This is a genomic window from Methanocaldococcus jannaschii DSM 2661 (genome assembly GCF_000091665.1).
Lineage (GTDB): Archaea > AGJL01 > Methanococci > Methanococcales > Methanocaldococcaceae > Methanocaldococcus > Methanocaldococcus jannaschii.
In genome coordinates, this window is sequence record NC_000909.1 from 983,782 (window position 1) to 999,237 (window position 15,456).

Consider the following 15,456-nt stretch of genomic DNA (forward strand, 5'->3'; position numbering starts at 1 on the left):
CCCAATAAGCTTTTAAACTTTTAACAAATTAATTAACTCAACAACTAAAAATAAGGTGAAGGGACATGGGAAAAAGAGCAAAAATGATTGCTAAAATTAAGGAATTAATGGAAAAGTATGACAGAATAAGAAATATCGGAATCTGTGCTCACATTGACCACGGAAAAACAACATTATCAGATAACCTATTAGCTGGAGCAGGAATGATTTCAAAAGAATTAGCTGGAGAGCAGTTAGCTCTCGACTTCGATGAAGAGGAAGCTCAAAGAGGAATCACCATATTTGCTGCAAACGTTTCAATGGTTCACACCTATGAAGGAAATGAGTATTTAATTAACTTAATTGACACTCCAGGACACGTTGACTTTGGAGGGGACGTTACAAGAGCAATGAGAGCTATTGATGGGGCAATTGTTGTTGTCTGTGCAGTTGAGGGAGTTATGCCACAGACAGAAACTGTCTTAAGACAGGCATTGAGGGAGAGAGTTAAACCAGTCCTCTTCATCAACAAGGTAGATAGATTAATTAACGAGTTAAAACTAACACCAGAAGAGTTGCAGAGCAGATTTATCAAGATTATCAATGATATTAACAACTTAATTAGAAAGATGGCTCCAGAAGAATTTAAAGACAAATGGTTGGTTAGAGTTGAAGATGGAAGTGTCGCATTTGGTTCAGCTTACAACAACTGGGCAATTTCAGTTCCATTCATGAAGAAGAGTGGAATTACATTTAAAGATATAATCAAGTATTGTGAAGAAGACAGGCAAGATGAATTAGCTGAAAAAGCTCCATTACATGAAGTTGTTTTAGATATGGTTATTAAACACTTACCAAGCCCACCAGAAGCTCAGAAATACAGAATTCCACACCTATGGAAAGGAGACTTGAATTCAGAAGCTGGAAAAGCTATGCTCAACTGTGACCCTAACGGACCATTAGCAGGAGTTATTACAAAGATTATTGTAGATAAACACGCAGGAGCTGTTTCAGTTTGTAGATTATTCAGTGGTAGAATTAAGCAAGGAGACGAAGTTTATATGGTAAATAACCAGCAAAAGGCAAAGATTCAGCAAGTATCTGTCTTCATGGGGCCTGAGAGAATTCCAGTAGATAGCATTTCAGCAGGAAACATCTGTGCATTAGTTGGTTTGAAGGAGGCATCAGCAGGAGAAACAATCTGTTCCCCAGACAAAATAATTGAGCCATTTGAGGCAATAACTCACATCAGTGAGCCAGTTATTACAGTCGCTATTGAAGCAAAGAACACAAAAGATTTACCAAAATTAATTGAAGTTTTAAGACAAGTTGCAAGAGAAGACCCAACCGTTAAAGTTGAGATTAACGAAGAAACAGGAGAGCACTTATTAAGCGGTATGGGAGAGTTGCACATTGAGATTATAACAAAATTAAAGATTGAGAGAGATGCTGGAATTCCAGTTGAAGTAGGGCAACCAATTGTTGTCTATAGAGAGACAGTAACAGGGCAATCACCAGTAGTTGAGAGTAAATCTCCAAACAAACACAACAAGCTCTACTTTGTAGTTGAACCATTAGAGGAGAGTGTATTACAAGCATACAAAGAAGGAAGAATCCCAGACGTTGATACAAAGAGAAAATTAGATGATAAGATTGTTCAGGAGTTAATTAAGGCAGGAATGGATCCAGAAGAAGCTAAGAGAGTAATGTGTATCTATGAAGGAAACGTTCTCATTAACATGACAAGAGGTATTGTCCATTTAGATGAAGTTAAAGAATTGATTATCCAAGGGTTCAAAGAAGCTATGAGAAACGGTCCATTAGCAGCAGAGAAGTGTCAAGGAGTTAAAGTTAAGTTAATGGATGCAGTATTACACGAAGATGCAATCCACAGAGGACCAGCACAAATGATTCCAGCAGCAAGATTTGGTATTAGAGATGCAATGATGCAGGCAAATCCAGTATTATTAGAGCCAATGCAGTTTGTTTATATAAACACCCCACAGGACTTCATGGGGGCAGCGATGAGGGAAATCAGCAACAGAAGAGGACAAATCTTAGATATGGAGCAAGAGGGAGATATGGCTATCATTAAAGCTAAGTGTCCAGTTGCAGAGATGTTTGGATTCGCTGGGGCTATTAGAGGAGCAACTCAGGGTAGATGTCTCTGGAGTATTGAGTTTGCTGGTTATGAAAAAGTTCCAAGAGACATGCAAGAGCAATTAATTAAGCAAATTAGAGAGAGAAAAGGACTTAAATTAGAATAAACTCTCTGACTATTATATCCTTATTTTATTTTTAAGATTCAAGAAAATCTATTTTACCCCCTACGGCCCACGCTCTCGACGTGGCAGAGCCAAGGATGAGAGAGGGTAGGATATAGGGGGGACATTTCTCATAAATAATTAATCTATTTTGTTGATAATAAGTTATCTCTTAATGTTAAATCACTCGGAGACTGAAGAATTGATAGTTTTTTGGAAATTTTTACACATATAATTTTCTAATCTGAGTTAATTTTTTCAACCTTACCAAAACTTTAGTTTTTATTCAAATTCTAAGCTTAAATAAATTTTATTTTTTGAAAGGTTATTTTTGAAAGACACTATGGCATTCTTTGAGTGTCATTATGCAATCAAACATTTTTTCTTGCAGAAATCTAATTTAAATAATTTTATATGGAAAATTCTGGGACTGTTAAGTTAACGACTTCACCCAATTGTAGAACATTATGGAGCTTTTTACTCAACTAACAACCGTATCGAATTTACTATTACTTGGAAATCTATTTAAAACCTCTTTAATCTTGTGATAATAAATTCTAATCGATTCGTGACTTATATCTTCGAATTGGGAGGGGGATAAACCCACTTTCCTCAATGATAATCCGAGGTAGTATAAAAGCCCTGCTAAGATTTTAACCTCTATCGATTCCTATTCCTTTTAAAAAGCTTCCTCTCTACGATTTTCTCCTTTATAACTTCTATCATGAGCCTCATAGTTTATTATTTTTTATCAATATTTTGATAAAAACTTAACTTGACAATCTCATCCTTATAAAAGTTAAACTTATATAATAAAACATTAAAATAACATTTTAAGATTTAGAAGAGGGATGGAATTATGGTCATAAAAAAAATTATAAAGAAGATTAGAGGAAATAAAGACTTACCAAAACCTATTGAAGTCCCTGATGAAGAGTATATAGTTATTGGAGAAGAAAAACCAGCTTATATATTAGAGGAAGAATCAGAAACTGAATCAGAAGTTTTAGGGTTAGAACATAAGGAAAAGGAAGAAGTAAAAGAAGTGGAAGAGGTTGTTAGAGTAGAAAAGATTCTTCCAAAATTGTATGTTGTTAGGATTAAACATCCTTTAGACTTTGAAAATATAAAAGATAAAATCCCAGAATATGACGTTGTAATTGTAAATTTTGAGGAAGTACCTTTTGAATCTATTTTAAAAGAGCTTAATGAATTTAGGGATTATATGAGTATTTTAAATTTTAAATTAGGGTTTGTTGCTGAGAATGTGTTGTTAGCTTATAGAGATGACGTGATATTGGATAAATATGTTTCAAATATTACGGACGATGCTGAAAATGTGTAAAACTAATTAATATATAATAATTAATTATTTTAGTTCATTTTTATCTTGTTAATTTTTTGGTGGTTAAATGAGAATAGCAATAACTGGAACTCCAGGAGTTGGGAAAACAACAATTTCAAAAGTTTTGAGAGACAGATTAGGAATAAAAGTTATTGATATAACTGAGGCTGTTAAGAAATATAAGCTATATACTGAAAAAGATGAAGATATGGACTCTTATGTTATTGATTTTGAGAAATTGGAAAAATTTATTGATGAGATTGAGGAAAAAGAAAAAACTATTATATTAGATGGTCATGTATCTCATCTTTTGAATCCCGACTATATTATAGTTCTTAGATGCAATCCAGAAATTATCAAAGAAAGGTTAGAAAAAAGGGGCTATAAGCCAAAAAAGGTTTTGGAAAATATTCAGGCAGAAATTTTAGATGTGTGCTTATGTGAGAGTAAAGGCAAGGTTTATGAGATAGATACAACAAATAGAGATGTTGAAAATATAGTTGATGAGATTATTGAAGCAATAAAACATAAAAAAGAGAGAAAAGGAGTTGTAGATTGGACAGAGAAATACTTTGATTATTTAACTTTAGAAATTAAATAATTCCCTAACAACAAAGCATCAAAATCTGCCTTTAAAAAGCTATTTATTGCATCTTTCTCATTGCAAACTATCGGCTCTCCATGTAAATTAAAGGATGTGTTTAAAACTACTGGAATACCTATAGAGTCATAAATATATCTTATTATTCCGTAGAATGTTTTATTTGAATCTTTTTTTAATGTTTGAGGTCTTGTAGTTTTATCTACGTGTATAACCCCCTCAATTTCTTTTATCTTATTCTCCTTAACCTTAAATATCTGAGTCATAAATGGGGAGTATCTTGGATTTATTAAATAATCATCTATAAAATCATACAGTATTGTTGGAGCAAAAGGCATAAACCAACTTCTTTTTAACTTTTTATTAATCTTTTCTTTATTTTCTTTTGTTGGTAAAGCTATAACGCTCCTATTTCCCAAAGCTCTTGGACCAAACTCCATTTTCCCTCTTGATAGGCAAACAACCTTATTATCTAAGATTAAATTTCCAATGACCTCTGGAATGTCTCTCTCTTCAACAAACTCTATCTTATAATCATTGAGTTTATTTTTTAATTCCTCTAAAATTTTTTCAGCTCTTTCATTTTCAATTTCATATCCAAAGTATGTATTGTTTATATTTATTCTATCTATTCTTTTATCGGCTAAGCTTGCTCCTAAGCAAAGTCCTTCATCTCCCATAAAAGGTGGAACGAATAGATTATATTTTTCAGCAATTTTTGAATTCAACTTAACGTTTTGAGCCACTCCACCAACAAACACAATGTTATCTATGTTATATTCATTAGATAAATCATCAATTGCCTTTAAAACAATATTTTCTAAAGTTCTTTGAGCAAATTTTGATATTCTAACCTTATCCTCAAAAGATAATTGGCTTTTATCGCTAACTATAAGTTTTTTCAATGCTTTGGTAGCTTCATAGCCAATAACTCCTAAATAATTTTTAAATGATTTTAATTCTTTTATATAGTCAATAGTTGTTAAATTTATATCATCTTCTCCTTCGTAAGAAGATAGAGACATAACTTTTCCTTCATCTTCCATAGGCTTAAAACCTAAAAGCTCAGTTATTGAGGCATAAAAATCTCCAACAGAGTCGATTAAATCACTTTGGGCTATAATTTCCAAGTTATTTTTATTTGCTATGGATGCCAAAAAAGATAAACCATCTCCTCCTCCATCTATTGAAATTACTAAAGCTTCTTTAAAATCTGAGAGTTTAAATAAATATGAATGGGATATGTGATGATAAAAATAGAGAAATTTTTTATTTATTCTGTTTTGAAATTCTTTTAATTTTTTTATTCTCTCTCCTCTTCTAAAAACTCCACCAACAGAAACATAATTAATTTCATCAGGTTTAACTTTGTTTAAAATATAATCTACTGATTTTTCTGGGAATCCTCTCTGATTTTTCTTTCTTGTAAATCTCTCCTCACTCATTGCAAATAGGATTTCATCTCTTTTTATCAAAGAAGAGCTTGCATTATGCCCATCACAAATTCCAAGAATCATACAAACACCAATTACAGCTCTCCAATTGCTTTTAACTTCCTTTCAATTGTGTTTTCTTTATCTTTCCTTTCATCAATTTTTAAACTGCTTACAACTCTATCAACGTCATTTAAAACTGTTGAATGTGCTTCTTTAAAAGCTTTTAAAATTTCATCTAAATCTCCTTCTAATACAGTTCCCATAGCGTTTGTCTCAACCTTTAAATCATACTTTTTAAAAACTTCAATTGCTTTTTTAACATACTTTGAAACACTTGCTCCTTTTCCTAAAGGAATTATAGAAACCTCAGCAACGACTTTTCTCATAAAAATCACCTAAAAATTGATAAAAATAATAAAAAAGCAAAAATAAAATAGAATCAAAATTTAATTATTTCTCTAATTCACTTAAAACTTCTTTCAACTTCTCCTTAACCTTTTCTAATTTTGCGGCCAATTCTTCATTCTCTTTCTTAAGTTTTTCAATTTCTTCTTCTAACTTCTTAATGTCAGTTATCTTCTCTAATTCTTCTTTTCTGACAACAGCTTCTAAGAATTTTTCTACTTCTTCAATATTTAATTCCCCTCTCTTCATCATCTCATAGGTTTCCCTAACAAGCTTTCCTGCCTTTGTTTCTCCTTTTAAATGCTTTCTAATGGTTTGTTCAGTTCTTCCTAACTCATCTGCGATTTCTCTTATTGTATATCCAGCTTTCTCTCTTGCTAAAGCTCCTGCGGCAATAGCTAAGGAATCAACCCAAGTAACTTTCTCTATAGGGTCTTTTATTAACTCCAAGATTTCAGGTCTGAACAATGTTCCCAAAATTAAAACATGCTCTAACTTGTCTATTTCTGTCTTTGATGTTGGAACTAATGGTATCATGACTCTCCCCCACCTTATTTTTAATTATATTCCTTATATCTATTTTATAATTTTGCTTAGTATTTAAAGTTTTTGTAGATTTCAGAGGAGACTGTCAAGTTAAGTTTTTATCAAAATATTGATAAAAAATAATAAACTATGAGGCTCATGATAGAAGTTATAAAGGAGAAAATCGTAGAGAGGAAGCTTTTTAAAAGGAATAGGAATCGATAGAGGTTAAAATCTTAGCAGGGCTTTTATACTACCTCGGATTATCATTGAGGAAAGTGGGTTTATCCCCCTCCCAATTCGAAGATATAAGTCACGAATCGATTAGAATTTATTATCACAAGATTAAAGAGGTTTTAAATAGATTTCCAAGTAATAGTAAATTCGATACGGTTGTTAGTTGAGTAAAAAGCTCCATAATGTTCTACAATTGGGTGAAGTCGTTAACTTAACAGCCTCTGGTATTGATAACGAAAATTATAAGTAATGCTATATTTACAATTAATTGTTGGAGGAGTAGTTTATTTTGGAGTTTATTTAGCTGTAATTTTATGTCTGAGGGTTATCGATGTAAGAGAAATATAATAATATTATACAATTATTAATAAATAAACTCAGGGGATTTAAATGAACATTTCAGTTATTGGGACTGGTTATGTTGGCTTAATACAGGCAGTTGGTTTGGCTGAGTTTGGTTTTGATGTTGTTGGTATTGATATCGATGAATCGAAAGTTAAAGCGTTAAACAGAGGCGAATGCCCATTATATGAAGAAGGTTTGGAAGGGTTATTAAAAAAACATGTAAATAAGAATCTAACATTCACTACTTCTTATAAACCAATAAAGGATTCAGATGTTATCTTTTTATGTGTTGGGACTCCTCAAGATAAAGACGGAAATGCTGATTTGAGATTTCTATTTTCTGCAGTTGAGAAGATAAAAGAGACAATAGATAAGGAGGATTATAAGGTTATTGTTATAAAATCTACTGTTCCAGTGGGAACAAATAGGAGGGTTAAAGAGCTTTTAAAGGATTATAATGTGGATGTTGTTTCAAATCCGGAGTTTTTGAGGGAGGGGATTGCTGTCTATGATTTTTTCAATCCAGAGAGGGTAATTTTAGGGTTTGAAAACCTTAACAATAAAAAACCGATAGAAATTATGGAAGAAGTTTATAAATACTTTAAAGATAAGAATATTCCATTTGTAATAACAAACTGGGAGACTGCAGAGTTAATAAAATATGCCTCTAACGCTTTCTTAGCAACAAAGATATCTTTTATAAATGAGTTGGCAAAATTATCGGATAAAGTTAAAGCTGATATAAAAACAATAAGCTATGCTATGGGTTTAGATCCAAGAATTGGGAATAAGTTTTTAAATGCTGGGATTGGTTATGGTGGGAGCTGTTTCCACCCAGATGAAGTTTTATTTATAGATAGAGGTAGAGGTTTAGAATGCATAACATTCAAAGAATTATTTGAATTAGAAGATAAAGATAATGTAAAGATTCTATCCTTTGATGGAGAAAAATTATCTTTAAAAAAGTTAAAATTAGCATCAAAAAGATACTACAACGATGATTTAATTACTTTGAGGTTTAATTTAGGTAGAGAAATAAAGATAACAAAAGACCACCCAGTTGTGATTTTAGAAGATGGAGAATTAAAAATTAAATTGACATCTGATGTTAAAGAGGGGGATAAGGTAATTTTACCTTATGGAAACTTTGGAGAAGAAAGGGAGATAGAAATAGACATTTTAGAAGAACTCAGTAAGACAGACCTTATTGAAAAAGTTTGGATACACAATAAGGACTTGGCAACCAATGAATTTAACATTATAAAACCATACTTATCAAACAAATATCCTCACGATGTTAAGAGAAATGGAACAATAAGAGCTAAGGATATACTACCAATAAAAGAAATTTTGGATAAATATGGTTCAAAAAATAGATTATTTACTGCAAAAAGCAAATCAACAACAATCCCATATAAAATAAAGATAGATAAGGATTTTGCAAGGTTAATTGGCTATTATCTATCAGAAGGCTGGATATCAAAAGACTATGGAAGAAATGGTGTTGTAAGGAAGAGAATTGGACTATGTTTTGGTATTCATGAAGAGGAATACATAAACGATGTTAAAAACATATTAAACAAATTAGGTATAAAATACATAGAAAAAATAAAAGACGGTTCTCATTCAATCCTCATCTCATCAAAAATATTGGCTTATGTATTTGAAAATATCTTAAACTGTGGAATTAACTGTTATAATAAAAATATTCCTCCACAGATGTTCAATGCAAAAGAGGAAATAAAATGGGAGTTCTTAAAAGGTCTTTTTAGAGGAGATGGCGGAATTGTAAGGTTAAATAACAACAAAAATCTAAATATTGAATTTGCAACTGTCAGTAAAAAAATGGCTCATTCCTTGTTGATATTACTGCAATTGTTGGGTATTGTGGCATCCGTGAAAAAATGCTACAACAACAAATCAACAACTATGGCTTATATTATAAGAATCAATGGATTAGAACAAGTTAAGAAAATCGGAGAGTTATTTGGTAAAAAATGGGAAAACTACAAAGATATTGCAGAGAGCTATAAAAGAAACATAGAACCGTTAGGTTATAAGAAATCAGATAACTTTGCTATATTGGAGGTTAAAGAAATTATAAAAGAGCATTATAGCGGTTATGTATATAGCGTAGAAACAGAAAACTCCCTGCTCATAACATCTTATGGAATATTAATCCATAATTGCTTCCCAAAAGATGTCAAAGCATTGATAAAACAATTTGAAAATAACAACATAGAACCAATATTAATAAAAGCTACCGACATCGTCAATGAAGAGCAAATAAAATGGTTCTTTGAAAAGATTAAGAATTATTATGGAAATTTAAATGGAAAAACCTTTGCTGTCTTGGGTTTAGCATTTAAACCAAATACTGATGATTTAAGAGAGAGTAGGGCAATAAAATTGATTGATATGCTTTTAGAGAGTGGGGCTATTGTTAAGGGCTTTGATTATGTTGAAAAGGCACGAGAAAACACCATCAACATGTATAAGTTAGATAAATCAAAAGGATTTTATGGCTATAACTTGTATGTATTGGATGATTTATATGAGACAGTTAAAAATGTCGATGGAATAATAATAACTGTTGAGTATGATTTTAATAAGGAAGACTGGGAAAAGATTGGAAATTTAGTTAAAGAAAAAGTAGTATTCGATGGAAGAAATATTTTAGATGTTGAAAAGATTAAAAAGTTGGGATTTAAATATTATGGAGTGGGAAGATGAAATATAAAAATATCTTAGTTACTGGAAGTGCCGGTTTTATTGGTTTCCATCTAAGTAAATATTTAATGGATAACTATGAAGATCTAAAGGTTATTGGAATAGATAATTTAAATAACTACTATAACCCAGTTTTAAAAGAAAAAAGGAATGAAATTTTAAAAAATTATGAAAATTATACGTTTATAAAATTGGATTTTTCAGATTGGGATGATTTAGTTGAAAATTTAAAAGATAAAGAGATTGATTTGATTGTGCATTTAGGAGCACAGGCAGGAGTTAGATATTCTCTACAAAACCCATGGGCTTATATAAAATCCAATGAAATGGGAACATTAAACATCTTCGAATTTGCAAGAAGATTTGATATTGAGAAGGTTGTTTATGCTTCCTCTTCTTCTGTCTATGGAGGGAATAGGAAGATTCCTTTTAGTGAAGATGATAGAGTGGATAAACCAATCTCTCTATATGCCTCAACAAAGAGAAGTAATGAGTTAATGGCTCATGTATATCATCATCTATATGGTATTAAAATGATTGGTTTAAGGTTTTTTACTGTTTATGGAGAGTATGGAAGACCAGATATGGCTTACTTCAAGTTTGCAAAAAACATTTTATTGGGTAAGGAGATTGAGGTCTATAACTATGGAAATATGGAGAGGGACTTTACTTATATTTCTGATGTTGTGGATGGAATATTGAGAGCTATTAAAAAGGACTTTGATTATGAGATTTTTAATTTGGGTAATTCTAAACCAGTTAAGTTGATGTATTTTATTGAGTTAATTGAAAAATATCTCAACAAAAAAGCAAAAAAGAAATTTTTGCCAATGCAGGATGGAGATGTTTTAAGAACCTATGCTGATTTGAGTAAGAGCGAAAAGCTGTTGGGGTATAAACCAAAAGTTACTATTGAGGAGGGTTTAAAGAGATTTTGTAACTGGTTTTTGGAAAATAAAGATTGGCTTTTAAGATTATAATTTTTTTGGTGGAATGATGTGTGGGATAAATGGGATTATTAGATTTGGTAAAGAAGTTATAAAAGAAGAAATTAATAAGATGAATAAAGCAATTAAACATAGAGGTCCTGATGATGAAGGAATCTTTATTTATAATTTTAAAAATTATTCTATTGGTTTGGGACATGTTAGATTAGCAATTTTAGATTTAAGTGAAAAGGGACATCAACCGATGGGGTATAATGTTGATGAGGATAAAATCATTTATAGAGATGATGAGTTGGATAGGGCGGATATAATCATTGTTTATAATGGAGAGATTTATAATTATTTGGAGTTAAAAGAAAAATTTAACTTAGAGACAGAAACAGGGACAGATACAGAGGTTATTTTAAAGCTTTATAATAAGTTGGGTTTTGATTGTGTTAAAGAGTTTAATGGTATGTGGGCATTTTGTATTTTTGATAAAAAGAAGGGCTTAATCTTTTGTTCAAGGGATAGATTAGGAGTTAAGCCATTTTATTATTATTGGGATGGAAATGAATTTATCTTTTCTTCTGAATTGAAGGGAATTTTAGCAGTTAAAGAGATAAATAAAAAAGAAAATATTAACAAAGATGCAGTTGAGTTATACTTTGCCTTGGGATTTATCCCATCTCCCTACTCTATTTATAAAAACACTTTTAAATTAGAGGCAAGACAGAATTTAATCTTTGATTTGGATAAAAGAGAGATTAGAAAATATTATTACTGGGAGTTGCCAGATTACAAACCTATTTATGATAAAAAGAAATTGATTGAAGAAGGTAAAAAGCTATTATATGATGCTGTTAAGATAAGAATGAGGAGTGATGTGCCAGTTGGAGCGTTTTTGAGTGGTGGTTTAGATAGCTCTACAGTTGTTGGAGTTATGAGGGAATTTACAGATTTAAGTAAATTGCATACTTTTTCTATAGGTTTTGAAGGAAAGTATGATGAAACTCCTTATATTAAGATAGTTGTTGATTACTTTAAAACTCAGCATCATCATTACTACTTTAAGGAGAGAGATTTTGAGGAATTGATTGATAAATACAGCTGGATTTACGATGAACCGTTTGGAGATTATAGTGGATTCCCTACTTATAAGGTCTCTGAAATGGCAAGGAAATTTGTTACTGTTGTTTTGAGTGGAGATGGCGGGGATGAGGTTTTTGGAGGTTATATGACTCATTTAAACGGATATAGAATGGATTTCATTAGAAAATTACCTAAATTTTTGAGAGTTGTTGGTTCTAAATTACCTGTTAAGAAAGATTTAAATGGAATTGCTAATTTGTATTTATTAAAGGAGGCGTTTAGGTTATCCTTAATAAATCCAGAGGAATTCTATGCTGAATCAATAAAAGAAGATGCGATAAGACCAGAAATTTATAAAAAATGGACTATTGAAAAATTAAGATATTGTTTGAATAAAGGAGATAATAAGTTGGGGGAAGCCCTAAGGATTTTTGATTTATTGTTTAATACTTTGTGTGATAATTTCTTAGTTAAGGTTGATAGGGCATCTATGCTAACGCTTTGGAAGTTAGAAGTCCATTTTTAGATTATAGGTTTGCAGAATTTAGCCAAAAAATTCCAACTGAATGGAAGGTAGATTTGTTCAAAACCAAGAAGTTGATGAGGGAGATTATTAAAGATATTTTACCTGAAGAGATAGTTAATAGGGGAAAGCAAGGCTTTACTCCACCATTAGCAGATTGGATTTTAAAAGAAAAATATTTAAATGAGATTTTTGAAAAAGTTGAAATATTAAAAGAGGTTGATTATGAGTTATATGAATTCTTTAAAGAGAAAGTTTTTAAAAATAAAGAACAAAGTTTGTATAGGAATTATTTGATAAGGTTGTTTTTGTTTATTAAATGGTGGGAGAGATGGATAAGCCATTAGTTTCAGTTGTAATGGCAACATACAACGAACCAGAAAAATATTTAAAGGAATCTATTGAGTCAATTTYAAATCAAACATYTAAAGATTTTGAMTTTATAATCGTTTTAGATAATCCAAATAATAAAAAAGCAGAGGAAATTATTAAAGAATATCAACAGAAAGATAAAAGAATTATTTTTATAAAAAATGAAAGAAATTTAGGTAGAGGAGCCAGTAGAAATAAAGCTGTTAATATAGCAAGGGGGAAGTATATTGCCATATTAGACGCTGATGATATTGCATTACCTAAAAGATTAGAAAAACAATTTAAATATATGGAAAATAATAGAGACATTGATTTATTGTTTAGCTGGGTTTATTTTATTGATGAAAATGGAAATATTTTAAAAGAGTTTAAGCCAGAAAAATATAAATTTAAAGAAATTAAAAAATATTTTTTCAAAGAACATTTAACTGTTCATCCATCTATGATGGTAAAGAGTAAAATCTTAAAGAAATTAAAATACGATGAGAAATTAATTAGGTCTCAAGACTACGATTTTTGGATTAGATGTATAGCCAATGATTACAAATTTGACATAATTGAGGAATTTTTATTAAAATATAGAATTCCAAATAGAGACAATTATTTAAGCAGAATCAAAAAACAAAAATTATATTCTTACTATACCTTAAAAACACATTGGAAAAATAAAAAACATTTCTGCAACAATGTTTATTTTTGGAAAGTATTTTTTTATAGTTTGGTAGTATATTTATTTATCGTATTAACGCCAACATTTATTTTAAAGATTTTAATCGATATAAAAGATAAAAAGACTGAAATTAGTACGAAAGGACATTAAAGGTGGAATTATGGTTAAAATCTTAGGAGTAAAATATTTTTTACATGATAGTGGTGTTTTTTATATTGATACAAAGAATAAGGAGATTTTTGGAATCTTAACTGAAAGAGTTACGAGAATAAAGCATGATGGTGGGACAGTAATTCCAATACTAAATGAATACCCAAAATTAAAAAATATAGATTATGTGGCATATCCCTTTGAACAAACTAATTTAGATTTTATATTATTCAAACATATAGATGACTATATAAAGAGAACATATAAGCCCAAATATATTAAAGAATATGCTAAATACAAAAAAGAGTTATCACAAAATAAAACTAAGTTTGTTTTAAACAACATATATAGACCATTTATTTGGGAGATACTGGCTGTTTATGGATTAAGGAAGTTGTTATTTAAAAGATTTAATAACATATATAATAAATTAGGAAACTTAGCTATAAAAAGAGAATTGAAAAAAATTTTTAGAAAAGATGTTTCGTTGTATGAGCATCATTTATGTCATGCAGCTTCAGCATACTATTTTAGTCCATTCTTTCCAAAAGAGACCTTGGTTTTTACTCTTGATGGAATAGGGGACTGGAAATATCATAGTTTATGGTTATTTAAAGAATATGATTATAGATTAGTATCCTATTCTAGTTTTGATATTATTTGTTATGATGATGTGGAAGGTATATTTAAAGGAGCTTCAATTGGGCATATATATTCTCTATTCACTGAAATTTTAGGTTTTACACCAAATTCTGATGAAGGAAAAACAGAAGCACTAGCTGCTTATGGAAAGCCTAATGGGGAATTATATAATTTATTAAAAAAAGGATACAAAATAAATAAAGAAAAACTTAGATGGGAACACGATATAAACATACTTAAAAAATTACATAATAAACAATACTTACAAAAATGGAAAGAAAAAATAGGTGATGAAAATTTTGCAGCAACCATTCAAAGATGGCTAGAAGATACTGTTGTTGAATACTTAAATATTGTCTATGAAAAATTTAAAATACAGAGACTTGCAATGGCAGGTGGTGTGGTAGCAAATGTTATTATGAATTTGAATATTTTTGAAAGAACTCCATTTGAAGAACTCTATATATTTCCAGCAATGGGTGATGATGGAGTAGCAGCGGGGGCTGCGATATTAAAGGCTGTAGAATTAGGTGAAGATATCTCATGGTTAAAAGATTTAGAAATGCCTTATTGGGGACCTAATTACTCAAGAGAAGACGTAGAAAAAGAGTTAAAAAAAGATAAATGGAAAGATAAAATAACTTACGAATATATAGGTGAAAAATGGCCTGAAATTGCTGCTGAGATGATTGCAAAAGGTAATATAATAGCTGTTTATCAAGGAAAAATGGAGTTTGGACCAAGGGCATTAGGAAATAGAAGTATATTAGCAGATCCAAGAGATCCTAAGACAAGAGATAAAATAAATTCTACTGTTAAAAGGAGACCATGGTTTCAACCATTTTGTCCTTCTGTTTTAGAAGAAGAAAGAGAAAGATTATTTGAAAAGTCTTATAAACATAAACATATGGCAATAGCGTTCAGAATGAAAAAAGAATTTTGGGATAAGTTACCTTCTGCAATGCATATAGACGGAACAGCGAGACCACAATTCGTTGAAGAAAAAGATAACCCAAATTACTATAGATTACTAAAAAAATTCAAGGAGATTACTGGTTATGGAATTGTTATAAACACATCTTTTAATTTGCATGGAAGAACAATTGTTAGAACTCCTGAGGATGCAATAACTGATTTCATTGATTGTAATATTGACGCAATGTTTATTGAAGGTTATTTAGTAAAGAGAAAAATATAAAAGTTGAGGGATTAGA

General features: G+C 30.4%; 10 protein-coding genes and 3 pseudogenes. 9 read left to right on the top strand and 4 right to left on the bottom strand.

Translation table 11 applies throughout. The annotated features are described in order from the left end of the window. The first annotated feature begins 65 nt into the window (after window positions 1-65). Complete coding sequence (locus MJ_RS05620; RefSeq protein ID WP_010870561.1) at window positions 66-2,246, top strand: elongation factor EF-2; 2,181 nt, start codon at window positions 66-68, stop codon at window positions 2,244-2,246. A 520-nt stretch (window positions 2,247-2,766) separates the two neighbouring features. Here MJ_RS05620 and MJ_RS09340 read toward each other — a convergent pair. Continuing rightward, window positions 2,767-2,978 (bottom strand): annotated as a pseudogene (locus MJ_RS09340) (IS6 family transposase); the annotation flags it as partial. A 124-nt stretch (window positions 2,979-3,102) separates the two neighbouring features. On the opposite strand from MJ_RS09340, the gene MJ_RS05625 reads away from it, so the two are divergent. Then, entirely contained in the window at window positions 3,103-3,588 is a 486-nt protein-coding gene (locus MJ_RS05625) for a hypothetical protein (protein WP_010870562.1), read from the top strand. Window positions 3,589-3,655: 67 nt separating this feature from the next. Beyond that, window positions 3,656-4,189 carry an adenylate kinase family protein gene (locus tag MJ_RS05630; RefSeq protein WP_010870563.1) on the top strand — a complete coding sequence of 178 codons (534 nt, stop codon included), beginning with the start codon at window positions 3,656-3,658 and terminating at the stop codon, window positions 4,187-4,189. On the opposite strand, the gene MJ_RS05635 is transcribed toward MJ_RS05630, so the two are convergent. From MJ_RS05635 to MJ_RS05645, 3 genes are all read right to left on the bottom strand, one after another. After that, window positions 4,165-5,706, bottom strand: coding sequence for a carbamoyltransferase family protein (locus MJ_RS05635; RefSeq protein WP_010870564.1), 1,542 nt, complete (start codon window positions 5,704-5,706; stop codon window positions 4,165-4,167). The genes MJ_RS05630 and MJ_RS05635 overlap by 25 nt on opposite strands. An 11-nt stretch (window positions 5,707-5,717) precedes the next feature. Further along, entirely contained in the window at window positions 5,718-6,011 is a 294-nt protein-coding gene (locus MJ_RS05640; protein WP_064496712.1) for an MTH1187 family thiamine-binding protein, read from the bottom strand. A gap of 64 nt (window positions 6,012-6,075) precedes the next feature. Beyond that, window positions 6,076-6,567 carry a hypothetical protein gene (locus MJ_RS05645; protein WP_010870566.1) on the bottom strand — a complete coding sequence of 164 codons (492 nt, stop codon included), beginning with the start codon at window positions 6,565-6,567 and terminating at the stop codon, window positions 6,076-6,078. 138 nt (window positions 6,568-6,705) lie between these two features. Here MJ_RS05645 and MJ_RS09345 point away from each other — a divergent pair. The 6 genes and pseudogenes from MJ_RS09345 to MJ_RS05675 all read left to right on the top strand — a co-directional run. Further along, window positions 6,706-6,917, top strand: a pseudogene (locus MJ_RS09345) (IS6 family transposase); the annotation flags it as partial. A gap of 265 nt (window positions 6,918-7,182) precedes the next feature. Next, window positions 7,183-9,870 (top strand): nucleotide sugar dehydrogenase, encoded by a 2,688-nt coding sequence (locus MJ_RS05650; protein WP_010870567.1) that lies wholly within the window; start codon window positions 7,183-7,185, stop codon window positions 9,868-9,870. Beyond that, window positions 9,867-10,847 (top strand): NAD-dependent epimerase, encoded by a 981-nt coding sequence (locus tag MJ_RS05655; RefSeq protein WP_010870568.1) that lies wholly within the window; start codon window positions 9,867-9,869, stop codon window positions 10,845-10,847. Before MJ_RS05650 ends, MJ_RS05655 begins: the two co-directional genes overlap by 4 nt. 79 nt (window positions 10,848-10,926) lie before the next feature. Further along, window positions 10,927-12,755, top strand: a pseudogene (gene asnB, locus MJ_RS05660) (asparagine synthase (glutamine-hydrolyzing)). Beyond that, on the top strand, window positions 12,740-13,600 hold the full coding sequence (locus MJ_RS05670; protein WP_064496714.1) for a glycosyltransferase family 2 protein: 861 nt from the start codon (window positions 12,740-12,742) through the stop codon (window positions 13,598-13,600). Before asnB ends, MJ_RS05670 begins: the two are co-directional and overlap by 16 nt. A gap of 10 nt (window positions 13,601-13,610) precedes the next feature. After that, window positions 13,611-15,440, top strand: a complete 1,830-nt coding sequence (locus MJ_RS05675) for a nodulation protein NodU (protein ID WP_010870571.1) — start codon at window positions 13,611-13,613, stop codon at window positions 15,438-15,440. Window positions 15,441-15,456: the final 16 nt, after the last annotated feature.